This window comes from Exiguobacterium sp. s5, assembly GCF_018618075.1.
Taxonomy (GTDB): domain Bacteria; phylum Bacillota; class Bacilli; order Exiguobacteriales; family Exiguobacteriaceae; genus Exiguobacterium; species Exiguobacterium mexicanum_A.
Window position 1 is genome coordinate 211,848 of sequence record NZ_JACSLK010000003.1, and the last position, 25,605, is coordinate 237,452.

A 25,605-nucleotide genomic window follows, 5' to 3' on the forward strand; every position below is an offset into this window, starting at 1 on the left:
TGTGTTCCCCCTTAGAATTGCTCGATGAAACGTAGATCGTTTGTATAGAAGTGACGGATATCGTCTACTCCATGTTTTAACATCGCCATCCGTTCGACGCCGATCCCGAATGCGAATCCAGACATCTTCGTGGCGTCATAGCCAGCCATCTCGAGAACGCGTGGATGGACCATGCCGCCTCCGAGAATCTCGATCCAGCCTGTTCCCTTACAGACGTTGCAGCCTTTGCCTCCGCATTTGAAGCAAGAGATATCAACTTCGACTGATGGTTCCGTGAACGGGAAGAAGCTCGGGCGAAGACGAATTTCACGCGTCTCACCGAACAATTGCTTGACGAACACTTCGAGTGTGCCTTTCAAATCAGCCATCGAGATGTGCTCATCGACGACAAGCCCCTCGATTTGCATGAACTGGTGTGAGTGTGTCGCGTCGTCTTCGTCGCGGCGGTACACTTTCCCCGGGCAGATGATTCGAATCGGTTTCCCGTCGGCTTGGAGCATCGTCCGGGCCTGAACTGGTGACGTGTGTGTCCGGAGAAGCGTCTCATCCGTGATATAGAACGAGTCTTGCATATCACGTGCCGGATGGTCTTTCGGCAAGTTGAGCATCTCAAAGTTGTACAGGTCTGTCTCGACTTCCGGGCCTTCGGCGATTGTATAGCCGAGCCCGACGAACAAGTCTTCCATCTCATCGACGATTTGTTGAAGTAAATGGGTATGGCCCGGCAGCGCCGTCCGACCCGGTAGTGTGACGTCGATTGTCTCAGCCGCGAGTTTCGCTTCAAGTTCGACCGCCTTCACTTCCTCGATCCGTGCCTCTAACGTGTCTTGGATCGTCGTCCGGACCGTGTTGACCAACTCTCCGACGACCGGACGTTCTTCAGGAGAAAGTTTCCCCATCCCACGAAGCACCTCGGTCATCGGACCTTTCTTCCCTAAATATTTGATGCGGACATCGTTCAATTCTTTTTGCGACGAAGCCGCCTGAATCTCATGCAATGCCTCTTGCTGTAATTGTTCTAACTGTTCTTTCATCCTTATTTCCTCCTCTACAAAAAAAGTCCCTCCAGTCGATGACTGAAGGGACGAATAATCGCGGTACCACCCTACTTGGCCGAAATCGGCCCACTTGAGAGCATCGATATCGGGATGCTACCCCGGTGTTGTCTCCAACACGACTCGAGAGTGAATTCGGCGCCGACCAAGGCATCGGCTCGCAGTCTCGGCCCATGCTCCCTGTACTCGTTCGGTAGTTCGCGTACTATGCTCTTTCAACGTCTATTCGGTATGTTGTTCGATGTTATAAACCTATCACGATTTTTCAGTGCTGACAAGATTATTGTAATGCGATCCGGTACATGAGGATGCCCGCCGCAACAGCCGCGTTCAATGATTCGGCATCGCCGAGAACCGGGATATGAACGCGCGTGTCACATAAATCAAGTACGTCGTTATGGACGCCTTGCGCCTCATTGCCGATGACGAGCGCGACTTTGTCCTTGAAGTCGACTTGTTCGTAAGACGTCGCTTTCGCGAGTGCGGTCCCATACACATGGAAGCCTTCGCTCTTCAGTTCTGGCAGCGTCTCGAGCAAATCGACCGAGCGCACGTTCACGTGGAACAACGAACCTTGCGTCGCCCGGACGACCTTGGCGTTGAACGGGTCGACCGTCCCTTTGCCGAGGAGGACCGTGTCAAATCCGGCCGCATCGGCCGTGCGAATCATCGTCCCGAGGTTACCTGGGTCTTGAATCCGGTCGAGGACGAGGACGTGCTTCATCTTCCGTTCGACCGGGGCCATCTTGACGACGGCGAACACACCTTGTGTTTTCTCTGTCTCTGACAATAAGTCAGCCACATGGTCGGATAGTTCGAGGACAGGCATCTCATCAAGGCGCCATGATCCTTTCGGGGTATACGACTCCCCCATAATCAGCTGGACGAGACGTCCGGCACGGATGGCCTCGTCGACCAAATGCTCGCCTTCGACCAAAAATTGTCCGGACTCTTGTCTGCCTTTTTTCGTCATCAAACGCTTTAAGCGTTTGATCGTCTCACTTTTCGTAGACGTGATTTTCGTCATATTATCCCTCTTTCAACCATTGAACCGTTTCGTGGTCGAGTCGTTTCGTGAGCGCTACGACCAAATCGACGGCTGCTTCATAATCTGCTTTGTGAATGATTGAGACATTCGTATGCAAATAACGGACCGGCACCGTGAGCGCGACGGCCGGCATCCCGACTCCAGACAAATGGAACCGACCTGCGTCTGTCCCGCCGCCCGGCGTCAAATCCAATTGGTACTTGATGTCGTTCTCTTTGGCCACGTCGACAATCAAATCGATGAGGCGTGGGTTCGTGACGGTCGTCGCATCAAAGAAGATGACTTGGACCCCTTCCCCGAGTTTCGACAATCCTTCTGCCGGTGTCATTCCTGGCGTATCTCCAGGAATGCCTGTATCGACGGCGATGGCGACGTCTGGTTTGACCAAGTTGGCGGCCGTGACGGCACCACGCAACCCGACTTCTTCTTGGACCGTCGCTCCTGTGTAGACGACACCTGGTACTTGTTCGTTCTTCAAACGTTTCGCCGCCTCGATCGCGATGGCACAACCGATTCGGTTATCCCATGCTTTCGCCATCAAGAAATCTTCGTTCTTCATGACCGTGAACTCACAATGCGGGACGACCGTATCGCCCGGACGAATGCCCCACTCGGCCACTTGTTCTTTCGACGTTGCACCGATATCAAGGAACATGTCTTTGATTTCAACCGGCTTTTTGCGTGCCTCGACCGGAAGGACGTGAGGTGGTTTGGCACCGATGACGCCTGGGATTTTCTCTCCCGAGCGTGTGACGACGTCCATGCGCTGTGCGAGGAGAACTTGGTTCCACCAGCCGCCGAGTGCTTGGAAGCGGAGGAAGCCGCCCTCTTCAACGCGCGTGACCATGAACCCGACTTCGTCCATATGACCGGCAATCATGACACGCGGACCTTCCGCATCGCCCGTCACTCGACCAAACAGACTGCCTAGCCCATCCTGTTCGAACGTTTCGACGTGAGGTTCTAAATACTCACGCATGAGTGAGCGGACTTCGCCTTCATTTCCAGGGACACCTGTGGCATCCGTCAAGCGTTTCAACATATGTAATGATTCGTTCATGGGGCATCGCTCCTTCGATTTTTGATTAGTAACCTTGATTTTGTCGCTCATGGTTCTTTTCATTTTTCGCCATATACGCCATCACCATCAACTCTTCATTGATCCCGAGCGTATAGCCAAGTTCGAGATAAGCCGCCATCAGCGTCTCGTACATCGGTTCCGTCTTCGACAAACCAAAGTTCGTCACTTTGCGGAACACGTCTAAAAAAGCGTCAGTCGCGTCAAGATACGAGCTACCTGCCGGGAACGAATCACGTTCATACCCGAGGGCAAGTCCGAGCGACAATAAGAAATGAATGCCGTCGACATACTCTTCTAAGATCACGTCTTGAGGCGACGGGCCCTTTGTTGACCAAAATTTAAAACTACGGGTCTCATTGGCGAGTTCACCAAGCTCGACGAGCAAAGCAAGCAAACGCTCATCGAATTGGTTCCCGGATAATTGATGTTCTTCTTTGATCCGCTCATCTAATTCACGCTGCCAATCAAACAATGTTGTCCAGTTCACCGGTTGCTCCTCCTATTCTCCATTCAAAGCAGTACTAAAATCATTAAAGACCAGCCGACTGCCAAAATCAATACTTGTATTTGAACACGTTTTGGGGCATGAACCGCCTTTTTACGCGTCAAATGAAGTCCGAACAGAGCACCGATCGCACCGCCTGCGTACGCGTACAAGACATTGAAATCACCTTCTCCGAGCGTGTAACGTTTCGCCTGCACATAGGTGTAGACGTTCAAGACGATGAGCGCCAATGCGACGATGGCTAAGACTGATTGATTCATGGGACGTCCTCCTTATCTTAAGTTTAAGGAAAAAATCTGAAAAAAGAAAGCGCCGAGATAAGGTCTCGGCGCTGTCGATTGAACGATTACGCGTTCAATTTTGATTTAGCTGTATCAGCAAGTGACGCGAATGCTTGTGCATCTGTCACAGCAAGCTCAGCAAGCATCTTACGGTTGATGTCGATCCCTGCGAGCTTGAGTCCGTGCATCATACGGCTGTATGAGAGGCCGTTTGTGCGTGCTGCCGCATTGATACGTGTGATCCAAAGACGACGGAAATCACGTTTCTTTTGACGACGGTCACGGTAAGCGTACATGAGTGACTTCATGACTTGTTGTTTTGCTACTTTAAATAGAATGTGTTTCGAGCCAAAATAACCTTTGGCAAGCTTGATTTGCTTTTTACGACGTTGACGAGTCGTATAACCGCCTTTTACGCGTGGCATATGGTTTCCCTCCTAAATTCTTTCTGTATTACTTCGCGATCATGTTGCGAATGCGTTTGAAGTCTCCAGCTGATACGATAGCACCTTTACGGAGCTTACGTTTCGCTTTAGTCGATTTGTTACCAAACAAGTGACTTGTGTAAGCGTGTGAACGCTTGAGTTTACCTGATGCAGTACGTTTGAAACGTTTAGAAGCACCACGGTGCGATTTCATTTTCGGCATGAGTATTTCCTCCCCACTATGACTCGATGATTAATCTTCTTTCTTCGGAGCCAGCACTAAGAACATGCTGCGTCCTTCCATCTTCGGCTTTTGCTCAACTGTTGCCAAGTCGGCACATTCCGCCGCCAATTTTTCCATAACGCGTCGGCCGATTTCCGAGTGTGTGATGGCGCGTCCGCGGAAACGGATCGACGCTTTCACTTTGTTACCATTTTCAAGGAATTTGCGAGCGTTACGCAATTTCGTTTGGAAATCGTTTTCCTCGATTGTCGGGCTGAGGCGTACTTCTTTCAATTGGATGACTTTTTGGTTTTTACGCGCTTCTTTCTCCTTTTTCTGGAGTTCGAAACGGTATTTCCCATAGTCCATGATTTTAGCGACCGGTGGGTTAGCTTTATCGGCGACCAAGACGAGATCGAGTTCAGCCTCTTCTGCTAAACGTAATGCTTCATTACGCGATTGCACACCGAGTTGTGCACCGTCCGCTCCAATTAAGCGAACTTCACGGGCACGAATGTTTTCGTTGATAAAGAGCTCTTTGCTAATGGTTAGCACCTCCATCGTGCGATTGCACGAGTTTTAGATTGATAAGACAACATGGCAATAAAAAAAGCGTCGGCAGTTTCCCGCCCACACATCATTTCGGAGTCAGCAGAGACCAAGGCTCAACTGCTTCACGTACATGATGGACCTGACCGAAGCTGTTCGGACGAGGTGAGAAGCGGGCGCTTCTGCTTTGTTGTATTTAATCACTATGTCATCTTAACACCAATAGGATTAAGATGTCAAGAATTCGCGCATGAATAATTGGTAGCTCACACTTTTATGATGATAACAGTCATTTCGTTGTTTCGCAATACCTTTTCCGAGGGAATAAAATAAAAAAGGAGGGATGGGCCGTGTCTTGGAGACAGCAAGTGAAAGGTGACCATGATTATCACGACCAAATCAAACACATCGTACAAGAGACGATGCGCCACCATGACGTGAGTGATGCCAAGCTCGAAGCGGTATTGACAGACCTTTTAGAAGAGATGAACCGCATCACGTTGAAGATTGTGGACGACCACGAGTCTGCTCGCGACTATATCCATAAACGATGGTATTGAAAAAGGGCCGAGGCCCTTTTTTCAATACCATTTGTCATGTACTCAAAGCCGTTCAATTCGTCAACGACTTGAAGAAGTTGCTGAGCGCTTCGAACAAACGGGCGAAGAAGCCTTGGACTTCCTCCGTCTCGAGGAACGCTTGAACGTCTTGACCGGCCCCTTGTAACCCATTGCTGATCGCACCCCAGTCGAGGTTCGCCTGTTGCATGTTCTCGAACAACGTCGTCAATTGCGTCAACTGCGTATCAGACAGTTGGACGTTGTTTTGATTCAATACTTGGATGACGATATCGCGAATCTCAATGTTCGTCTCCGGTGCCTTGTTCGCAATTTCCGCTTTAATCTCGTTCATGAGTCCGGCCACGTCCTCTTGCCCGACCGTCTTCCCGATCTCAGATGTGACCGCGAGCTCTTCTTGCGCCAAGTCTTTCCGTTCCTCGCTCAATTGAATGCCTGTCTCCGCGGCCGTCTGATCATAGGCTTTCATGATGCCCGTCAACGCCGACGTCCCGGTGACGCGAATCGGCGACGTGATATAAATATCGGCATCCGTGACGCCTGCCGTCACGAGAGCATTCGCATACATATCTTCGGTCACCCATGTGACATTCTCCGTTTTGATATCGAGCCCGGTCCCGTCGGTCAGTTTAATGCGGGCTGATGAATACATCCCCCCGCCGCGCTGCGCCTGAGGGACGGCGTCCCCTAAGTATTTATCTTCATCGGCTGCGGTCGTGATGATCGGCTCAATCCCCGCCGGTGCCTCGACCCGTTCGAGCACCCAGTCCCGTTGGCTCGCCGATAACGACTCTCCGAGTGTGACGATCGTGTCATCGACGATGGCTTCTGCGTTTACTTTTGGAATCATGCTTGTCGCGACGATCGAACCGATCGTCAACGCCACTAATGGTTTCATATAATTCAAGATGAATCACTCCTTTCTTCTACCATACGTGTTTGGTGAAGTCTTCCGCATCCGTCTCAAGACCGAAAAAACGACCACCCTTCCAATGAAGGATGGTCGACATATTAACGTGAACGGTTGGCGATCTCTGCTGTAAGTGACGACAAGAATTCATCGAGCGTGGCCGATACTTGTTCTTGTTGTCCGTAGCGACGGATGTTGACTGCACGCTCATCACGTTCTTTATCTCCGAGGACGAGCGTCATCGGAATTTTCTTCATCTGTGCTTCCCGAATCTTGTAGCCGAGTTTCTCGTCACGAAGGTCCGTTTCGACGCGGACACCGCGCTTAACGAGCTCTGCTTTCACTTCCGCGACATATTCGTCGTGGACGTGTGAGACCGGGATCAATTTGACTTGGACCGGGGCGAGCCATGTCGGGAATGCGCCTTTATATTCTTCAATCAAGTAGGCGACGAAACGTTCCATCGTCGAGACGACCCCACGGTGAAGGACGATCGGGCGATGATCTTTGCCGTCAGGACCGGTATACGTCAAATCGAACCGCTCTGGGAGCAAGAAGTCGAGTTGGACCGTCGACAACGTCTCTTCTTTGCCGAGCGCCGTCCGGACTTGGACGTCGAGTTTCGGTCCGTAAAATGCCGCTTCACCTTCCGCTTCGAAATACGGGAGACCGAGCTCATCCATCGTCTCTTTCAACTGGCGTTGGGCTGTTTCCCAAATTGCGTCGTTGTCGAAGTATTTCTCTTTGTCGGCCGGGTCACGGTACGACAAGCGGAAACGATAGTCTTTGATGCCGAAGTCAGCGTACACTTCTTGAATCAAGTGGACGATATCTTTGAATTCTTGCTTCATCTGTTCCGGCGTGACGAACGTGTGCCCGTCGTTCAACACCATGTAACGGACGCGTTGGAGGCCTGTGAGCGCACCTGACATCTCGTAACGGTGCATACCGCCGAGCTCGGCGATGCGAAGCGGGAGTTCGCGATATGAGCGCGGCTCATGTTTATAAATCGTCATGTGGTGCGGACAGTTCATCGGACGAAGGACGAGTTCCTCGTTGTCCATCTCCATTTTCGGGAACATATCGTCTTGATAGTGATCCCAGTGACCAGACGTCTTATACAAGTCGACCGAACCGAGGACCGGTGTGTAGACGTGCTGGTAACCGAGCTCGAGTTCTTTGTCGACGATATAGCGTTCGACCGTCCGACGGATCGAGGCACCTTTCGGAAGCCACATCGGTAAGCCTTGACCGACTTCTTGCGACACGAAGAAGAGATCGAGCTCTTTCCCGAGCTTGCGATGGTCGCGCTCTTTCGCTTCTTCCAATAGACGCAAGTGTTCCGCGAGTTGTTCTTTCGTCGCGAACGCCGTTCCGTAAATGCGTTGGAGCATCTTATTGTCCGAGTCGCCGCGCCAGTATGCACCGGCCACGCTCATCAACTTGAACACTTTCAACTTCGATGTCGACGGGACGTGCGGCCCACGGCATAAGTCGAAAAATTCGCCTTGATGGTAAATCGTGAGCGTCTCGCTCGACGGGATATCTTCAATCAATTCGATTTTGAGCGGGTCTCCGAGCGCCTTGTAGCGTTCGAGCGCCTCGTCGCGCGACACGACTTCACGTGTGATGTCCAAGTTCTCGTCGACGATCCGCTTCATCATTTTCTCGATTTCCGGGAGATCTTCTTCGTTGATGCGGCGATCCATCTCGATATCATAATAGAAACCGTTCTCGATCGTCGGTCCGATCCCGAGGTAGATGCTACCTTCTTCCCCATATAACCGTTTGATGGCTTGGGCCATCAAGTGGGCTGACGAGTGGCGCATCAAGTCGATGCCCTCTTCTGAATCCGGCATGACGAGCTCGATTTTACCGTCCTGTTCAATCGGACGACGATAATCGATCATCTCACCATCGATTTTGGCGGCGATTGCTTTTTTTCGGAGTCCTGGACTAATCGAACCTGCTACTTCTTCTGCTGTGATGCCTGCCTCAAACTCTTTGACGGCCCCATCTGGAAATGTCAATTGAATCATGTGTCAACTTCCCCTCTCTACATTTAAAAATAAATAAAAAAAGCCCATCCCTGTGAAAGGGACGAGCTTTGATTCTCGTGGTACCACCCTCGTTCCCAAGCGTAACGCTTGGCTCGAACACACGATAACGAGTGTGAATCGCCGCACGATTGGCCCGTACGGTGCTCTGAGGGAGTAAGGCGATCGGCGTGTTTAGGAAGCTCTCACCAGTCTTCCCTCGCTTTGAAACCCGTGACGACGTCTCATGTCCTCTTCGATGCATCGGTTATATGATTATTAGTATAGTCAACTCGTTCAAGAAATACAATCCCTTTACCGACGTCGGTTCTCACCTTTTAATTCGATTTGTGTCGTCGTCGTCGAGATGCGCTGCATGAGCCGCTGGGCTTTCATTTTGTTCTGCGGCGAACCGTCGATCGAGAAGTGCGTCTCGAGCTCTTCACCGCTGAAGTTCGAACTGTAAAGCGTCGGTAAGCGATGCATCATGCGATATTGCAAGATGATCCCGAACAGCTCGTCGCGTACCCACGGACTGATCGCCTCGGCACCGATGTCATCGATCAGTAACACCGGTACGTGTTGGAACGACGTCAAAAATGAGTCGAACGAATCGGTCCGGATCTTCCGTTTCGCTTCCGAGACGAATCCCGGGGCGTGGACGAGAATCGTCTCGATGTCCGCCACTTTCAGTTCGTTGGCGATCGCCGCAAGCAAATACGTCTTCCCGACCCCGAAGCTGCCGTGTAAGTACAGGCCGTTCACTTTTTGGCGGGTCTTCATGCCCGAGACGAACCGCATCGATTCACGGAGTGCGATTTTACGGGCGTCATCCGACCAGTCGAACGATTCAAAGCTCGCCTCTCGCACTTCTTCCGGCAAGAATAAGCTTTTAAACTTCCGGTCCATCTCTTTTTGGCGCCGTGCTTGACGATGCTTGACCGTCTCTTCATAACGAATCGCGATTTGACCGAGGTCGACATAGAGCACCGGCTGATGGCCCGGGATGACGGCTTGCTCCTCGACGAGCTTCTTGCCGTCCATCTGTTCTGCATATTCACTGAGCTTCGTAAAGCCGACCTCGACCGCCGTCTCGTCTAACTCCGGATGCGCCTTTAAAAAGGCGACGACTTCTGGATGTTCGAGGGTGCGCCGGCGAATCGATTCGTACGCTTCCCGCACTTCTTTCCGGTTCATCATTTGGGCGAGCGTTTGATTGATGCGTTCCATGTCCCTCATCCTTTCTCTTTCAATTCATTTAACAACTTGACGAGTTCCGCGTCGTCTGGAACCGATGCCTCGAGCTCTTGTTTTCGTTTTTGATCGTACGTCCGTTGCTCTTTCGCCTCGTCCTCGAGCCATTTTGGCATCTCGGTCTTGTCTTTGCGTCTCGAGCCGACGGTCGTCCGCTGTTGCACGTTCTCCCGCTTTTGCTGTTTCTTCTCGATGAGCGCGTCTTGCGTCGCTTCTTGTTCCAACGCGTCTTTGGCGTTCAAATAGCCTGCCGTCTTCCAACTCGTCGCGATCCGCATGACGTAGTTCTCACTGAGCCGGGTCTGCTTCTTCACTTCGATACAGTAATAGAACAATGCGTTGATAACACTTGGCGCGAGTCCGAGCGTATCGACGAGGTCGATGATGAGTTGCTCGTCGCTCTTCGACAACTGTGGCGTCTTCCGTAACGTCGACACGTACTGATGCGGATGCGCTTCTTCCATGACAGTCACGTCATGCAAATCACCGATTTCTGCCTTCTCCGTCTCGTCCGACTTCACTTTCCGATGGCGCGTCTGTTTTTTCTTCAACTGCAACACCATCTGACGGCAGCCGTCGCGTTTCTCTTGCTCGCTGAGCGGTAGATACGCCTCGTGGACGAAGTACTCCTTCAACATCTCGGCCATCGTCTCTTCATCGATTTGGGAGACGTAGGCAAGCTTCGTGATCGTCTCATCGAGCTTCTTCGTGAAGAAGCCGACGGGGAAGTTCGTCAACTTTTTGACGATTTCCATATCGAACGTATAGTTGATCTCGATTTTGGCGCGGTCAGGTTTCTCGTAGTTCTTTTGTGTGAACGCCATATGATTGACCCCTTTGACGTCGAACACTTCATTAAAGTCTTTTGTCACTTCAATGATTCCGGCCGGCAACGGATCAATCGTGAATCGACCTTGTAACTGTTTGAAGCGGACTTCCCCGACTTTATAGAAGAGGAAACTCGACAACAGCCCGTCATTCAAGAACGTATGGGGTGCGAGCGGGACCCGCAGTTGATACACGTACTGGGTCAAGCGCTCGTCTTTCGTCTTATACGTCCGGACGAGACCAATCGCTTCGAGCCGGAACAGACAGTCCGTCAGCTCGTTGATCGAGTAATCGAGCATCTCACAAAGCGCGCTGTGTGACATATAGTTCGATTTCATCTTCCCGGGCTTCAGCTCGCTCCAAAGCGTCTGATACATCGCGAGCGCCTTCACTCCGATGACCGGCTGATATAAATGGTACAGCGACTGATACGACTCGCGATCGATGAGTCCGGTGCTCATGATCAACAGTTCGTCAGTTCCGTACAGGATTCGTTCTTTTTCCATGGTAGGTCTCCCTTGAAAAAAGGCGACCAGCAGGCCGCCCGTTTAGTTGGTCGATTTTTCTTGCTTCATTAAATCTTCTAGTTCTTTAAAGAACACAGAGATATCTTTGAACTGGCGATAGACGGACGCGAAGCGGACGTATGCTACTTCGTCGACCCGCGCGAGCTCGTTCATGACGAGCTCCCCAACCTGTTCACTCGGAATCTCGGACTGGCCGAGGGCGCGTAACTGTTGTTCGACTTTCGTGACCACACCTTCAAGTTGCTCCAGCGTGACCGGACGTTTCTCGCACGCCCGAATAATCCCGCGAAGCACTTTCTCACGGCTGAACTCTTCCCGATTCCCGTCTTTTTTGACGATGATGAGCGGTGTCTGTTCGACCGTTTCAAACGTGGTGAAGCGATAGCCGCACTCCTCGCATTCGCGACGGCGACGAATCGAATAGAAATCTTGTACTGGCCGGGAGTCGAGCACTCTCGTTCCATTATGATCGCATTTAGGACAACGCATGCTCAGCCCTCCTTATCGTTCGACAGATTGATTCCCGATGGCGCGGAGCGGGAACTTTACGGATAGCGCCTCATAATATGTGGTGACGATTTGACCGAGGTCCGGTCCGAGCATCTGGTCACGGTTCAATGTAAAATCGACGGCCGTGCGTCCGCCGTCCACTTGGACGATGGTCGCCAATGCGTCCCATCCGTCTCCATGAAACGCCACTTCGCCCCGGTCTGCATCAACCCGGCGAACCGTTTGACCTTCTGCTTGAATCCGTTCGCGGAGCCATGTGAGCACGGCGCTTGGCGATGCCGCCACGTAACGCGTCCGTAACGCCTCATTTTTATGCGAATCGTCCGTTTGGACATGTGTTTGAAACTTATCAAATAATCCCATTATCCACCTCGACACCTTATTTATATAGGTTAAGCATATCAAAATTAAGCGGTTAACAAAACAATTAAAAGGGCTGACCGAAAATCGGCCAGCCTCATAAGGTCAATCTGATTATTTGCTGATTGCCACTTGCGCTTCAGGAACACGAATCGGTCCCATCCCACGGTCAAGTTTCACATCTTCACGAACTTTTGCTTCCAAGCCTTCTGCAATGTATTGCGAGGCTGTAGCTGGATCGATTCGATCCCCACATGTGAACACATCGACTGATGCGTAGCCATGCTCTGGGAAACTGTGAATCGTTAAGTGTGATTCTGAAATGATAACGACTCCACTTACACCGTGCGGCGCAAATTTGTGGAAAGCGACTTCGCGGACTTCAGCGCCCGAACGAAGTGCTGCATCGACGAACAAGCGCTCGATGTAGTCGATATCGTTTAATTTGTCGGGATTGCACTCCCAAAGTTCTGTAATAATGTGACGTCCCATAGTATCCATATTAGTGGATCCCCCTTTACATCAATGGTCTCAAAGTAGTTGATGATCACTCACTTTGTGCCTGAATCGCCCACAACCACGGGGGCAAGTTAGTCCTAAGAGGTCCTAACCCTTTAAGTTGCGTTTGTCAGACCAATTGAAGTTCACGAGTTAGAGTGTATCTTGTTTAGGACGTCGTTACAAGACATTTGTTTCAATTCTTTAAAAATATTTTTAGATAAATATATTTTTTCAGACGTGGGTTTCTTGTTGTCCGATTTGCAGGTAGCTCGCGACCATGTCCAACAAGTCGACGACGCGGCACGAATAGCCCCATTCGTTGTCGTACCAAGCGAGCACTTTGACATGGTTGCCCCCGAGCACCATCGTCGAATCGGCATCGATGATTGACGAACGCTCATCTCCATTGAAGTCGATCGAGACGAGCGGTTCGTTCGAGACGCCGAGAACGCCCGTCATTTCCCCGTGTGCAGCACGCTCGAACGCCTGATTCACTTCATCGACCGTCACATCTCGACGCAACTCGACGACGAGATCGACGAGCGAGACGTTCGGCGTCGGCACTCGTAGCGCCATCCCGTTCAATTTGCCCTGAAGTTCCGGCAAGACGAGCCCGATGGCTTTCGCAGCACCAGTCGAAGTCGGTATAATGGAACTGCCACAAGCACGGGCACGACGCAAATCTTTATGCGGATTGTCGATATTGTTTTGATCGTTCGTATACGCATGCACCGTCGTCACGAGCCCCGTTTCAATCCCGAACGTCGAATCCAATACTTTGACGACCGGGCCGAGACAGTTCGTCGTACACGAGGCGTTCGAAATGACGTGATCGTGCTCCGGTAAATAATCCCGATCGTTTACCCCCATGACAATCGTCCGCAACTCGCCTTTTCCTGGTGCCGTCAAAATGACTTTTTTCGCACCGGCCGTCAAATGTTTTTTCGCCCCGACATCAGAATTGAATTTCCCCGTCGCCTCGATGACAATCTCGACACCGAGTTCAGCCCACGGCAATCGCTCCGGGTCTCGCTCGGATACGAGCATGATGCGTTTCCCATCGACTTCGAGCGCATCCCCATGCGCTCGGACCGTCAGTGTGAACGGTCCGTGGACCGTGTCGTGTTTGATCAAGTGCGCGAGCGTTTCCGCCGGATAACTCGCATTGATGGCGACCACGTCGTGACGCCCTTCGAGCATCAACTTCCGAAATACCATTCTGCCGATTCGACCAAATCCATTGATTGCAACTTTCGTCCCCATTCTGAATCCCCCTTTTTTCTGCGTTACGACACCATTATAACGGAAAATTGGAAGCGTTTTCACTATGAATCGTCACATTTTTTTCACTTTTTTACAGTTTCAGATTTGAAAAAGAGGGAAATTTGGTGTAGAGCTTGGAAAGGAGCTAAGACTATATGTTTGATTGGACAGACCTAGATAAATTTGTCATCTCATTTTTCATCATCTTACCGATTGTGACGATTATCCATCAATTCGGTCATTTCTTCTTCGCGAAACTATTTGGGGGTTCGCTCGACATGGAGATTGGGACCGGAAAAAAATTGTTTAAAATCGGACGCCTTCAATTTAACCGCGTTTATTTTTATGACGCCTGGTGCCAATTCAGTGACTTGAAGTACAGCAATCGCCTGACGCGGAGTCTCGTCTACGCGGGCGGTTCAATTTTTAACTTATCGAGTATTTTGATTGTGAACGCCTTCATCTTGACGCGAGAGATTGAGCCGACAATTTACACGTATCAGTTCGCATACTTCTCGTTCTATTATGTCTTCTTCTCACTCTATCCGATTTACTATTCGAACGGCCATCCGAGCGACGGACGCGCCATCTTCGACACGTGGAAAAAAGGGAAGCCTGACTCAGACCCACTCAACTGAACAAAAAAAGAAGGCGTCGTCAGTCGCCTTCTTTTTTCATGTCTTCAAATTGTTCGACGAGGCGGACCACTTGGGCCGACAAGTCGCCTAACGCACCGTTGTTGTTGATTAAAAAATCAGCCTGTTGTTTCTTCTCCTCGATCGGCATTTGCGCATGGATCCGAGCGAGTGCTTCTTCTTTCGTCAACCCGTTGCGCTCCATGAGACGCATCAGCTGAATCTCTTCACGGCAATAGACGACGACCGTATAATCGACGAGGTCCCGCATCGTTCCCTCGAACAAGAGCGGGATATCGAATATGACGACCGTCTCCCCTGCAGCCTCGTATCCGCGCATCTCCTCGAGCATCTCTTCTCGGATGGCCGGATGCATGAGCTGATTCAGTAACTGACGTTTTGTGTCATCATGAAAGATTTCTCGTCCGAGCGCCTGCCGGTTCAACTCGTCGCCCGTGAAACATTGCGGGAACGCCTCGCGAACGCCCGCGAACGCTTTGCCGCCAGGCTCGATGACGATCCGTGCCATCTTGTCGGCGTCGATGATCGGGATGCCCTGCTTTCGAAACAGTCTGGATACGGTCGACTTCCCTGTCGCAATTCCACCTGTCAAACCAATTTTCAACATCATGTCCACCTCTTACTGTTGGCAGTGCGGACAGTAATGTGTGCCCCGTCCGCCTAATTTCATCTTTTCAATCGGTCGGCCGCATCGCTTACACGGCTCCCCGGTCTGTCCATATACGTACAGTGTCTCTTGATACGTCCCGCTCGCCCCATCCGGATTCGTATAGCTCCGAATCGTGCTTCCGCCTCGTTCAATCGCTTCCGTCAATACGGCTATAGCCTCTTGGTGCACCCGACGGACCTCATCAAGCGAGAGTGTCGCTGCCGGGCGAGTCGGATGGACACCGGCCCGATATAACGTCTCATCGACATAAATATTGCCGAGCCCGACGAAAATCGATTGATCGAGCAGCGCCGTCTTGATGGCACGAACGTTCATCCGCTTCAGACGGCTGTGAAGCGTCTCCGCTGTCACTTCAGGATCGAACGGTTCGAGGGCGAGCAGTGACAATGGCGGTGTCACAAACAACTCTTCATTCGTCTTCAACTCCATCGTCCCGAACTTCCTGACATCGTTATAATGAAGCGTAGTCCCGTCCGTGAAGGTGAAGACGACATGCGTATGCTTGACCGGACTGACCATTTCGTCATGCGGGAAGAATTTCCCTTCCATTCGCAGATGCGAAACGAGATAGCCGTTCGTCAATTTGAACAAAATGAACTTGCCGCGTCGCTCGACGTCTTGAATCGTCTCGTCGAGCAACTGTTGTTTCCAAATCTCCGGTTCGTGACCTCGAATGATTTTTGCGTCGAGCACCTCGACATTTGCAATTGTTTTTCCCGAGACGAATGGCCGCAATCGGCGACAGACCGTCTCCACTTCTGGTAATTCTGGCATATCGATTTCCTTTCTCGTCTTTATTTCGTGTCGAACCATGTCTCACCGAACGAACCGTCCGCGCGGAGCGGCACGTCCAAGGTGACCGTGTGTTCCATCGCTTGTTTGACGATCGTCTCGAGCGAGTCCATTTCTTCTTTAGGTCCTTCAAAGATGAGTTCATCGTGGACTTGAAGCAATAATTTCGACTGAAGTCCTGACTCACGGAGTGCCACGTCGACATCAATCATCGCTTTTTTGATAATATCGGCGGCCGTCCCTTGAATCGGCGTGTTGATCGCTGTGCGTTCCGCGAAACCGCGCAAGTTGAAGTTGCGGGAATGGATGTCCGGGATATTGCGGCGACGCTTCAGCATCGTCTCAACATAACCGTGTTCCCGCGCCCGTTCGATCGCGGCATCCATGAACCGTTTCACACCTGGGAACTGCTCGAAATACGTATCGATGAACGTCTGTGCTTCTTTTCGGCTAATGCCGAGGTTTTGCGACAGCCCATAGTCGCTAATGCCGTAAATGATGCCGAAGTTGACGGCTTTGGCTTGGCGACGCATGAGCGATGTCACTTCTTCTTTGGCGACTCGGAACACGTTGGCAGCCGTCGACGTATGGATATCCTCATCATGGAGGAACGCCTCGAGCATCTTCTCATCTTGCGACATGTGGGCCATGATCCGAAGCTCGATTTGCGAATAGTCGACCGCATACAGCATCCAGTCGGCCTCACTCGCGGTGAACGCCTTGCGAATGCGCCGCCCTTCTTCCAGGCGGATCGGGATGTTCTGTAAGTTCGGGTTGACCGAGGACAACCGTCCGGTCTGCGTCAACGTCTGCGTATAGCGGGTATGGATCTTCCCGTCGTCTTTGATGACTTTTTGCAAGCCTTCGACATATGTCGATTGCAACTTGCCGAGCTCGCGGTAATGCATAATATGTTCGACGATCGGATGGAGCGGCGCGAGTTTCTCGAGCACGTCCGCTGCCGTCGAGTAACCGGTCTTCGTCTTTTTGACCGGTGGCAACGCCAACTTCTCGAACAGGATGACGCCGAGCTGTTTCGGCGAGTTGATATTGAACGCCTCACCGGCGAGACTGTGAATCTCCGACTCGAGTTGAAGCAACCGTTCCCGCAAATCGTCTTCCATCACTTTCAGCGTCGCCACGTCGACGTGAATCCCGGCCCACTCCATCTCTGCAAGCACCGAGGCGAGCGGACGTTCCAAATCTTCATACAGCGACGTCTGTTCGTTTTGGTCGAGTTCTTTGCCGACGTTTACAAACAGCGTCAAGATCGCCATCGCCTTCTCGCCGAGATGTTGCTCGAGCACGTCCTGTTCCGGGACGTGCAGCTTCGCACCCTTACCATAAACCGCCTCGTCTTCCGGTAACGTGTAATCGAAATGAGCGGCAATCGAATCGAGTGTCGTCCCGCCCGACAGGTTCAGCAAATATCCGGCGACGAGCAAATCGTCATAGCCTCGGAGCGTCACACCATGTCGCTTCAATTGAATGATCGTCTGTTTCGCATCGAGACAAATCGTGGCTCGGTTCTCGTCGGCCAACCAGTCTCGTACTGCCGGGACGTCTAAAAGCGACACATCGCCGACCGTCACGCCGGCTTTCGAGGCGATGGCCACACCGATGACCGGTTCTTCGAAATAGTCGTCACGGAGTTGCTCGAGGATGAGGACCGCTTCTGTCAAATCTTGCTCGTCGATCGCGATATGATTCACCTCACGTGCTTCGACCGCTTCCTCGCTCGACGCTTCAAGGTTCAGTTTGCTCAGAAGCGATTTGAACTGAAGGCTCATGAACAACGGCTTCACTTTTCCAGCGTCATACGGATGGAACGTAAGGTCGTCCGTGCTAATATCGATTGGGACGTCCGTATAGATCGTCGCCAATTGTTTCGACATGAGTGCTTCCCGCTCGTTCGCCTCGACTTTCTCTTTTTGTTTCCCTTTTAATTCATGCGTATGTTCATATAGTCCTTCGACAGATCCGTAAGCCGTGAGCAGTTTAAGCGCCGTCTTCTCACCAACCCCCGGGATTCCGGGGATATTATCGGACTTATCACCCATTAAGCCTTTCAAATCGATCATTTGGAGCGGGGTGAGACCGTCATAGCGCTCTTTGAACGCCTTCGCGTCCATCGTCTCCACATCGGTGATCCCGCGCTTCGTCAAATAGACGGTGACGCGATCGTCAATCAGTTGCAGTAAATCTTTATCCCCAGTGACGACCGTCACTTGATCGAACGCCTCATTTTTTGAGAGCGTCCCGATAATATCGTCGGCCTCGTACTGGTCGAGTTCGAGCACTTTGATCCCGAACGCCTCACAAATCTCGCGGACAATCGGGAATTGCTCGCGGAGTTCCCCTGGGGTCTTCTGCCGTCCCCCCTTATAGTCAGCATACGTGTCGTGCCGGAACGTCTTCTTCGACGCATCAAATGCGACCGCGAAATGCGTGGGTTGCTCGTCTTCCATCAGTTTTAACAACATCATCGTGAACCCGTACACGGCGTTCGTATTTCGACCGCTCGCATCCGTCATCGGAGGCAGCGCGAAAAACGCACGATATGTGAGTGAGTTTCCATCAAGAAGTAGTAGTTTATTCATTGGTCAACCTCCATTCTATCTGATTCCATCATATCATACGGGCACATGCGTTCGAAAAAAAAGACCCTTTTCTAGTAGCTAGAAAAGGGTCAATCTTCCTGACCGAGTGGAGATGAGCACCGGCCGGGACACGAGATGATGAAGAGGTCTCATCTATAGAGTAGCATCGCTTTGTAAAGTCGGTATGAACCCGACATGAATTCCATGTTAAGCGATTGGGAATTTGATTGTGAACGTTGTCCCAGCACCTTCGACACTATCCACGTGAATCGTCGCGTGATGAAGGTCGATGATATGTTTGACGATGGCAAGTCCGAGACCTGTCCCGCCGGAGTTCCGGCTCCGCGCTTTATCGACCCGGTAGAATCGTTCAAAGATTCGGCTCACTTCTTTCGGCGCGATGCCAATCCCGTTGTCTTTGACAATCAAATATGATCCGTCCGTTCTCTTTTCGACCGCGATTTCGACACGGCTGCCTTCCGGCGAGTAGTTGATGGCGTTGGCGACAAGGTTCAAGATGACTTGCTTGATTCGGTTCATGTCCGCCTGCAAGACGACTTCCCCGTCGTGGCGCGACTCCAAATGAATCGATTTCTGCTCCGCTTTCTGGCTCAACACGAGACACACTTCCTCAACGAGCTGATTGAGCTGGACCGGGGTGAAGTCCAAATGGAAATCTTCACGTTCAAGCCGTGACAGCTCGAGTAAGTCCTCAACGAGCATTTGCATGCGCGTCGCTTCTTTTTGAATGATATCCAAAAATTGATCGCGCAACTCGGGCACTTCTTTTGCCCCGTCAAGGAGTGTCTCACTGAAACCTCGAATCGATGTGAGCGGCGTTTTCAACTCATGGCTGACGTTCGCGACGAAATCTTTCCGCATCTTCTCGAGTCGTTTCAATTCGGAAATATCGTTAAACAGGAGCGTCGTCCCGCGCAACATGCCTGTATCACTGAAGATCGGTGCGGCCGACACCATATACGTCTTTTGGTTGAATCCAGTTCGAATCGACAATTGACGGCGGTGGGGCTCTTCGGTCAAATAGACGTCCTCGATCAACGTCTCGACGTCCGGACTCGGTAAAATGCCGTGATAAAATTGACCAATCATCAAGTCGTCGTATTGGAACATGTCACGATATGAGCGGTTGACGAGCGTCACGATGCCACGTTCGTCGACCAAAAGCAACCCTGCCCCCATGTATTCGATGAGTGACTCAAGCCTTGCCCGTTGCACGGATTCGCCAAGTGAGATCGTCTCCAAGTTACGGGCGAGAACGTTGATCGACCCGGCCAGACTGCCCGTTTCTTCATCATTGCGCAATTCGTAGACACGGGCCCGATAGTTTCCGTCGGCAAGTTCACGTAACACGATTGTCGCCTCATCGATCGGTCGGATAAACTGATTCGTCAAATTGTGCAACACGAACAAAATCAAGAAGAATGAGAAAATCAAGGCCAAGGCAATCGTCAGCCAAATCCGGTCATATACCCCTTCTAGATCGGAGACGTAGCGGATGAAACTGAGATACACCGTATCACCCGAGGAGAGTTCGATCGGTTTTGTGAACTGAATCAAATCATCGCGCGTCTCGTTCCCAAACGTCCCGTCGTCTGGGATTGAAGCAGCGTCCATCCGAAAATCGAACGAACCGACCCGAAACGGTGTCCCGGCGATCACTTCCATTCGGCGATTGAGGAGCAGAATGTCGAAACTGCTCTCGTCATCGATTTGCCGGACATAGTCTTGAATCGCCTCGAGGTCGCCCCCTTCTAAATATAAGGCGGCGAGCTCCGTGTCCTCTTTCAAACGATCGCGTTCGGAGTCCAAATAGAAGTCTTTGAACAATTGACCAAGCACGATCCCGAGGGTCAACAAGACGCCCGTCACGAGCAGGATGAGCGTCGTCAAAAAACGCGAGCGGTACGTCTTCATTCGGGCATCGGCTCTTCCATCTTATAGCCGAGACCGCGAATCGTTTTGATATATGTCGGTTTTTTCGTCACCGGTTCAATCTTTTCCCGAAGGTGGCTAATATGGACATCGACGATGCGCGTATCGCCGACGAAATCGTAATTCCAAATAGCCGATAAGAGTTGATCACGCGTCAAGACACGGCCTTTGTTTTTAGCAAGATAAGCCAACAGTTCGAACTCTTTTGGGGTCAACTCAAGCCGCTCCCCGTTTTTGAACACTTCATAGTTCGAAGCGATAATTTTCACGTCGCCGATTTCAATGACGTCCGCGTCCACCGCCGGCACCTCTTGTGGAGCCGAACGCCGTAAGATCGCTTTGACCCGGGCCACGACTTCACGCGGACTGAACGGTTTCGTCAAATAATCATCTGCCCCTAGTTCGAGTCCGAGCACTTTATCGAACTCATCGTCTTTTGCCGTCAACATCAGGATCGGCGTGTTCACTTTCTGTTGGCGGAGTCGCTTACAAACTTCGAGACCATCCATCTCGGGTAACATCAAATCGAGGACGATCAATACCGCATCCTGCTTCTCGGCGAGTTCGAGACCGGTCTTCCCATCATGGGCCGTCTCAACCTCAAAACCGGCTTGCTCCAAATTGAATTTCAATAACGTCGCAATCGACACCTCGTCATCGACAACAATCACTTTTTCGGCCACGCTTAGTTCCTCCTCTAATCTATCTGTTCTGTCACGTACACTACCTATTTTACAAATCAATGCCACGTCCGACCAACCTCAAAGCAAATCTTTACAAAAACAAAACAAATCCACGTTCTTCTTTCAGTGTAGCACGCGACCCTCAAAAACCAAGCGTACAAAAAACCTCGCCTGCTCAGCAGACGAGGTGACGAATCAGTTAAGGACGTTCAAGACGGAGCGGACCGATTCAGCCGAGCGCTCAAGCGCGGCCGTCTCCTCTTCCGTCAATTCAAGTTCGAGCACACGTTCAATCCCATTCGCGCCAAGTATCGTCGGGACACCGAGATACAAGTCGTGGAAACCGTACTCACCGTCGAGATACGCGATGGCCGGTAAAATACGTCGTTGATCTTTCAAGATCGCTTCAACCATCTCGACGATGGCCGCTGCCGGCGCATAGTAGGCCGATCCGTTCCCGAGGAGCTGGACGATTTCGCCGCCACCTTTACGGGTCCGATTGACGATCGCATCGATTCGGTCGCTCGGCAATAGCTTCTCGAGTGGGATGCCTCCCGCGTACGAGTAACGGATGAGCGGGACCATGTCATCCCCGTGCCCGCCGAGCACGAATCCAGAGACGTCCTTCACGGAGATATTCAACTCCGCAGCGACGAACGTCCGGAACCGGGCCGTATCGAGCACACCGGATTGACCGATCACTCGCTCTTTCGGGAACCCAGATTCTTTAAAGGCGGCATATGTCATCGCATCGACCGGGTTCGTCAAGACGATTAAAATCGCATCGGGTGAATAGCGGGCCACTTCTTTCGTGACGGCCCGCATCACTTTGGCGTTCGTCGAGACGAGGTCGTCCCGGCTCATGCCAGGTTTCCGGGCAATCCCGGCCGTGATGACGACGATATCCGAATCCACCGTGTCGGCGTAATCCGACGTCCCCGTGATCCACGAGTCAAACCCTTGAATCGGCGCCGTCTCTTGCATATCGAGCGCTTTTCCTTTCGTCGGGTTCTCGTTTTCTTTGATATCGAGCAGGACGACGTTACCGAGCTCTTTTTGAGCCAGATAAAGTGCAGTCGTGGCTCCCGTGAATCCGCTACCGATCACCGAAATTTTATTGCGACGAATCATTGTGCTCTCCCCCTTGGTTTAACTGATGAATTACATGTTTTTGATTAGTTCATCTGCAAACTCTGAACACTTCACTTCTGTCGCGCCGTCCATAAGGCGGGCGAAATCGTATGTGACGACTTTCGAGGCGATTGTCTTCTCCATCGAGTTGATGATGAGGTCAGCCGCTTCGTTCCAGTTCATATGACGAAGCATCATCTCACCTGACAAGATGACTGATGACGGGTTGACCTTGTCGAGGCCTGCATATTTCGGTGCCGTACCGTGTGTCGCTTCAAAGATCGCATGGCCCGTCACGTAGTTGATGTTCGCTCCTGGCGCGATCCCGATTCCGCCGACTTGGGCAGCGAGTGCATCCGAGATGTAGTCCCCGTTCAAGTTCATCGTTGCCACGACATCGAATTCACGTGGACGTGTCAAAATCTGTTGCAAGAAGATATCGGCGATCGAATCTTTTACGATGATTTTGCCTTCCGCTTCTGCTTTCGATTGAGCTTCGTTTGCAGCCGCTTCGCCTGACTCTTCTTTGATGCGGTCGTACTGTGCCCATGTGAAGACTTTGTCGCCGTATTCTTCTTCTGCAAGCTCATAGCCCCAGTTTTTGAAGGCGCCTTCTGTGAACTTCATGATGTTCCCTTTATGGACGAGCGTGAGCGATTTACGGTTGTTCGCGATCGCGTACTCGAGAGCCGCGCGAACAAGGCGTTTTGTTCCTTCAGACGAGATCGGTTTGATGCCGATTCCAGACGTTTCTGGGAAACGGATTTTGTTGACGTTCATCTCTTCTTTTAAGAATGAGATCAATTTTTTCACTTCGTCGCTGCCTGACGCGTACTCAATCCCAGCGTAGATATCTTCTGTGTTCTCACGGAAAATGACCATGTCTGTATCTTCTGGGCGCTTGACCGGTGATGGGACGCCTGTGAAGTAACGGACCGGACGCAAGCACGTGTACAAGTCAAGTTCTTGACGGAGTGCTACGTTGAGTGAACGGATTCCGCCGCCGACCGGTGTCGTCAATGGACCTTTGATGGCAATCAAATATTCACGGATTTGATCGAGTGTCTCGTTTGGAAGCCATTCGCCTTTTTGGTTGAAGGCCTTCTCCCCAGCGTACACTTCCATCCATTCGATTTTCTTCTCGCCGCCGTATGCTTTTTCGACAGCCGCATCAAAGACGCGCACCGATGCGTTCCAGATGTCTGGTCCTGTGCCGTCACCGATGATAAATGGAATCGTCGGTACGTTCGGTACGTTTAATACACCGTTTTCAACTGTGATTTTTTCGTTTTGTGTCAACATAATGAATCCCCCTAAGTACATTTATGTAGGCCGACGCGAACGCCGACCTACGTCAATTGTTAGTTTACCAAAGTTTATGTCTAAATTGTGACTCGATCTTCTCGTGTCGCGTCAATTAACGCTCATTCACCGGGACGTATGACCGGTTCGTCTCGCCAACGTACTCGGCGCGCGGACGAATCAAGCGGTTGTCCGCATACTGTTCGAGAATGTGGGCGATCCAGCCCGACATGCGTGAGACGGCGAAGATCGGTGTGAACAACTCTTCATCGAGACCAAGCGCATAATAAGTCGATGCTGAGTAGAAATCAACGTTCGGCTTCAAGCCTTTCTCTGTCTCGACGAGGTGATCGATCTTCTCAGACATCTCGTACCATTCCGGCTCGCCGATTTGGGCCGTCAGTTGTCGGCTCATCTCTTTCAAATGTTTCGCACGCGGGTCGCCATCCTTATAGACACGGTGACCGAAGCCCATGATTTTCTCACGACGCTCGAACTTGCCGCGAACGTAGTCTTCGACTTTGTCGACCGAACCGATCTCGTGGAGCATTTTCATGACCGCCTCATTCGCACCGCCGTGAAGCGGGCCTTTGAGCGCGCCCATCGCTGCCGTCACGCCTGAGTAAATATCAGACAACGTGGCAACGCAGACGCGGGCCGTGAACGTCGAAGCGTTCAATTCATGGTCGGCGTGAAGGATAAGTGCCTTATCAATCGTCTTCTCGGCTACCTCACTTGGTTCTTCTCCGTTCAACATGTATAGGAAATTGGCCGCATACGACAAGCCAGGTTTCGGCGCAACCGGTTGTTCGCCTTTACGAAGACGAGCGAACGCCGTTACAATCGTCGCAATTTGAGCTTGGAGACGAATCGCTTTGCGCATGTTCGCTTCTGTACTCATATCTTCAGCCTCTTCATCATAAAGCGCGAGCTGTGAAAGGGCCGTCCGAATCGTCGCCATCGCATTGGCCGATTTCGGCGCCCGTTCGAGCGTCGCGATGACTTCTTCTGGTAATTTGGCTTCTTTCACGAGCGCTTCAGAGAGCTCAGTTAATTCATCTGCTTTTGGAAGACGGTCGTTCCATAATAGGAAAACAACCTCTTCAAAAGTGGCGTGGTCCGCCAAATCGTCGATTGTGTATCCTCCGTAAGTCAATTGTCCGTCGATGATCGAACTGACTTTTGAGGCCGCTGCCACAATTCCTTCTAATCCTTTTGTCGTTGACATCAATAACTCCCCCTCAGTCTTTAAAAGTGATCGACCGCATCATACAGTCTGTTGTGTAGGGAATAAGGGCGGGAAGTCGAACACTTTCCCCAATCCGTTTCGAGCTCGCTCCACCCTGTCCTTTATCTAGTATAAACAATTTACTGAAAAAAAGAAATGTAAGCGTATCCAGCCGTCAAAAAATGTCAGAACCATTTTTCTAACAGGCTAAATCCACCTAAAATCAAAGCGGCGATCCCGGCTCCAATCAGCGGTCCAACCGGCACGCCTTTCATGAAACCGACGGCTAGGATGGTGCCCGCGAGGAGTGCCGTCGTCACGACTGGTTCGACTCGCATCAGTTGAACGCCTTGGGCCGCGGCGAGCGCGACGAAGATTCCTGAGCCGAAAGCGATGATGCCGACCGGCCCTTTAATACTATTCCACAATTCCCTAAACCCGATGTCACCGGTCGCAATCGGGACGAGCACGGCAATCGTGATAATCGTCACGCCCCAATGGATGCCTTTTGAGGCGAGCGTCGGAAACAGTTGATCACCGAATCCGATTGCTTTAATAATCAATAGGACGCTGCTGGCGATGATGATCGATTGGTTATGGGCAATGACGCCGATCAACACGAGCAACAATAAAAATAAATACGCACTCATCATAGT

Annotated in this window: 27 protein-coding genes; 2 read left to right on the top strand and 25 right to left on the bottom strand. The window is 51.4% G+C overall.

Annotation, left to right across the window (positions count from 1 at the left end; all coding sequences use genetic code 11):
• Nucleotides 1-11: 11 nt before the first annotated feature.
• The 8 genes from pheS to infC form a co-directional block, all read right to left on the bottom strand.
• Nucleotides 12-1,034 carry a phenylalanine--tRNA ligase subunit alpha gene (gene pheS, locus KNP60_RS08400; protein ID WP_034778187.1) on the bottom strand — a complete coding sequence of 341 codons (1,023 nt, stop codon included), beginning with the start codon at nt 1,032-1,034 and terminating at the stop codon, nt 12-14.
• Nucleotides 1,035-1,335: 301 nt separating this feature from the next.
• Nucleotides 1,336-2,082, bottom strand: coding sequence for a TrmH family RNA methyltransferase (locus KNP60_RS08405; protein ID WP_034778188.1), 747 nt, complete (start codon nt 2,080-2,082; stop codon nt 1,336-1,338).
• 1 nt (nt 2,083) lies between these two features.
• Entirely contained in the window at nt 2,084-3,163 is a 1,080-nt protein-coding gene (locus KNP60_RS08410) for a M42 family metallopeptidase (RefSeq protein WP_214797279.1), read from the bottom strand.
• A 25-nt stretch (nt 3,164-3,188) separates the two neighbouring features.
• A complete protein-coding gene (locus tag KNP60_RS08415) occupies nt 3,189-3,671 on the bottom strand; it encodes a dUTP diphosphatase (RefSeq protein ID WP_214797280.1) in 483 nt (160 codons plus the stop codon).
• A 23-nt stretch (nt 3,672-3,694) separates the two neighbouring features.
• Entirely contained in the window at nt 3,695-3,949 is a 255-nt protein-coding gene (locus KNP60_RS08420; RefSeq protein ID WP_214797281.1) for a hypothetical protein, read from the bottom strand.
• Between the two features lie 86 nt (nt 3,950-4,035).
• Complete coding sequence (rplT, locus tag KNP60_RS08425) at nt 4,036-4,395, bottom strand: 50S ribosomal protein L20 (RefSeq protein WP_021065642.1); 360 nt, start codon at nt 4,393-4,395, stop codon at nt 4,036-4,038.
• A 28-nt stretch (nt 4,396-4,423) separates the two neighbouring features.
• Nucleotides 4,424-4,618, bottom strand: coding sequence for a 50S ribosomal protein L35 (rpmI, locus tag KNP60_RS08430; RefSeq protein ID WP_021065641.1), 195 nt, complete (start codon nt 4,616-4,618; stop codon nt 4,424-4,426).
• 30 nt (nt 4,619-4,648) lie between these two features.
• The gene (infC, locus tag KNP60_RS08435; protein WP_021065640.1) at nt 4,649-5,179 is read right to left on the bottom strand and encodes a translation initiation factor IF-3; all 531 of its coding nucleotides are present in this window, start codon (nt 5,177-5,179) and stop codon (nt 4,649-4,651) included.
• Between the two features lie 338 nt (nt 5,180-5,517).
• Between infC and KNP60_RS08440 the strand changes: the two genes are divergently transcribed.
• On the top strand, nt 5,518-5,727 hold the full coding sequence (locus KNP60_RS08440) for a hypothetical protein (protein WP_034778198.1): 210 nt from the start codon (nt 5,518-5,520) through the stop codon (nt 5,725-5,727).
• A 52-nt stretch (nt 5,728-5,779) separates the two neighbouring features.
• Here the strand turns inward: KNP60_RS08440 and KNP60_RS08445 are convergent, their stop codons facing one another.
• From KNP60_RS08445 to KNP60_RS08480, 8 genes are all read right to left on the bottom strand, one after another.
• Nucleotides 5,780-6,643 (bottom strand): DUF1002 domain-containing protein, encoded by an 864-nt coding sequence (locus KNP60_RS08445; protein ID WP_214797325.1) that lies wholly within the window; start codon nt 6,641-6,643, stop codon nt 5,780-5,782.
• A gap of 113 nt (nt 6,644-6,756) precedes the next feature.
• Nucleotides 6,757-8,694 carry a threonine--tRNA ligase gene (gene thrS / locus KNP60_RS08450; RefSeq protein ID WP_034778201.1) on the bottom strand — a complete coding sequence of 646 codons (1,938 nt, stop codon included), beginning with the start codon at nt 8,692-8,694 and terminating at the stop codon, nt 6,757-6,759.
• A 312-nt stretch (nt 8,695-9,006) separates the two neighbouring features.
• On the bottom strand, nt 9,007-9,921 hold the full coding sequence (gene dnaI / locus KNP60_RS08455; protein ID WP_021065636.1) for a primosomal protein DnaI: 915 nt from the start codon (nt 9,919-9,921) through the stop codon (nt 9,007-9,009).
• A 5-nt stretch (nt 9,922-9,926) separates the two neighbouring features.
• Complete coding sequence (locus KNP60_RS08460; RefSeq protein ID WP_034778203.1) at nt 9,927-11,279, bottom strand: DnaD domain protein; 1,353 nt, start codon at nt 11,277-11,279, stop codon at nt 9,927-9,929.
• A 42-nt stretch (nt 11,280-11,321) separates the two neighbouring features.
• Entirely contained in the window at nt 11,322-11,789 is a 468-nt protein-coding gene (nrdR, locus tag KNP60_RS08465; protein WP_021065634.1) for a transcriptional regulator NrdR, read from the bottom strand.
• A gap of 12 nt (nt 11,790-11,801) precedes the next feature.
• Nucleotides 11,802-12,173, bottom strand: coding sequence for a hypothetical protein (locus tag KNP60_RS08470; RefSeq protein ID WP_034778204.1), 372 nt, complete (start codon nt 12,171-12,173; stop codon nt 11,802-11,804).
• Between the two features lie 111 nt (nt 12,174-12,284).
• A complete protein-coding gene (gene speD / locus KNP60_RS08475) occupies nt 12,285-12,671 on the bottom strand; it encodes an adenosylmethionine decarboxylase (protein WP_029595188.1) in 387 nt (128 codons plus the stop codon).
• Between the two features lie 231 nt (nt 12,672-12,902).
• Entirely contained in the window at nt 12,903-13,934 is a 1,032-nt protein-coding gene (locus KNP60_RS08480; protein WP_034778206.1) for a glyceraldehyde-3-phosphate dehydrogenase, read from the bottom strand.
• 155 nt (nt 13,935-14,089) lie between these two features.
• On the opposite strand from KNP60_RS08480, the gene KNP60_RS08485 reads away from it, so the two are divergent.
• Nucleotides 14,090-14,572, top strand: a complete 483-nt coding sequence (locus KNP60_RS08485; protein ID WP_034778208.1) for a site-2 protease family protein — start codon at nt 14,090-14,092, stop codon at nt 14,570-14,572.
• A gap of 19 nt (nt 14,573-14,591) precedes the next feature.
• On the opposite strand, the gene coaE is transcribed toward KNP60_RS08485, so the two are convergent.
• The 9 genes from coaE to KNP60_RS08530 form a co-directional block, all read right to left on the bottom strand.
• The gene (gene coaE / locus KNP60_RS08490) at nt 14,592-15,197 is read right to left on the bottom strand and encodes a dephospho-CoA kinase (RefSeq protein WP_034778209.1); all 606 of its coding nucleotides are present in this window, start codon (nt 15,195-15,197) and stop codon (nt 14,592-14,594) included.
• Between the two features lie 12 nt (nt 15,198-15,209).
• Nucleotides 15,210-16,034, bottom strand: coding sequence for a DNA-formamidopyrimidine glycosylase (mutM, locus tag KNP60_RS08495; RefSeq protein ID WP_034778211.1), 825 nt, complete (start codon nt 16,032-16,034; stop codon nt 15,210-15,212).
• A 20-nt stretch (nt 16,035-16,054) separates the two neighbouring features.
• The gene (gene polA, locus KNP60_RS08500) at nt 16,055-18,652 is read right to left on the bottom strand and encodes a DNA polymerase I (protein ID WP_214797282.1); all 2,598 of its coding nucleotides are present in this window, start codon (nt 18,650-18,652) and stop codon (nt 16,055-16,057) included.
• A gap of 207 nt (nt 18,653-18,859) precedes the next feature.
• Nucleotides 18,860-20,587, bottom strand: a complete 1,728-nt coding sequence (gene pnpS / locus KNP60_RS08505) for a two-component system histidine kinase PnpS (protein WP_034778215.1) — start codon at nt 20,585-20,587, stop codon at nt 18,860-18,862.
• A complete protein-coding gene (locus KNP60_RS08510; RefSeq protein ID WP_034778217.1) occupies nt 20,584-21,288 on the bottom strand; it encodes a response regulator transcription factor in 705 nt (234 codons plus the stop codon). Before KNP60_RS08510 ends, pnpS begins: the two co-directional genes overlap by 4 nt.
• 195 nt (nt 21,289-21,483) lie before the next feature.
• A complete protein-coding gene (gene mdh / locus KNP60_RS08515) occupies nt 21,484-22,419 on the bottom strand; it encodes a malate dehydrogenase (RefSeq protein ID WP_214797283.1) in 936 nt (311 codons plus the stop codon).
• Nucleotides 22,420-22,449: 30 nt separating this feature from the next.
• On the bottom strand, nt 22,450-23,718 hold the full coding sequence (icd, locus tag KNP60_RS08520) for an NADP-dependent isocitrate dehydrogenase (RefSeq protein WP_034779982.1): 1,269 nt from the start codon (nt 23,716-23,718) through the stop codon (nt 22,450-22,452).
• A gap of 118 nt (nt 23,719-23,836) precedes the next feature.
• On the bottom strand, nt 23,837-24,949 hold the full coding sequence (gene citZ / locus KNP60_RS08525; RefSeq protein ID WP_034778221.1) for a citrate synthase: 1,113 nt from the start codon (nt 24,947-24,949) through the stop codon (nt 23,837-23,839).
• Nucleotides 24,950-25,134: 185 nt separating this feature from the next.
• Nucleotides 25,135-25,599: a DUF441 domain-containing protein gene (locus KNP60_RS08530; RefSeq protein ID WP_034778223.1), complete on the bottom strand. Its 465-nt coding sequence runs from the start codon at nt 25,597-25,599 to the stop codon at nt 25,135-25,137.
• Nucleotides 25,600-25,605: the final 6 nt, after the last annotated feature.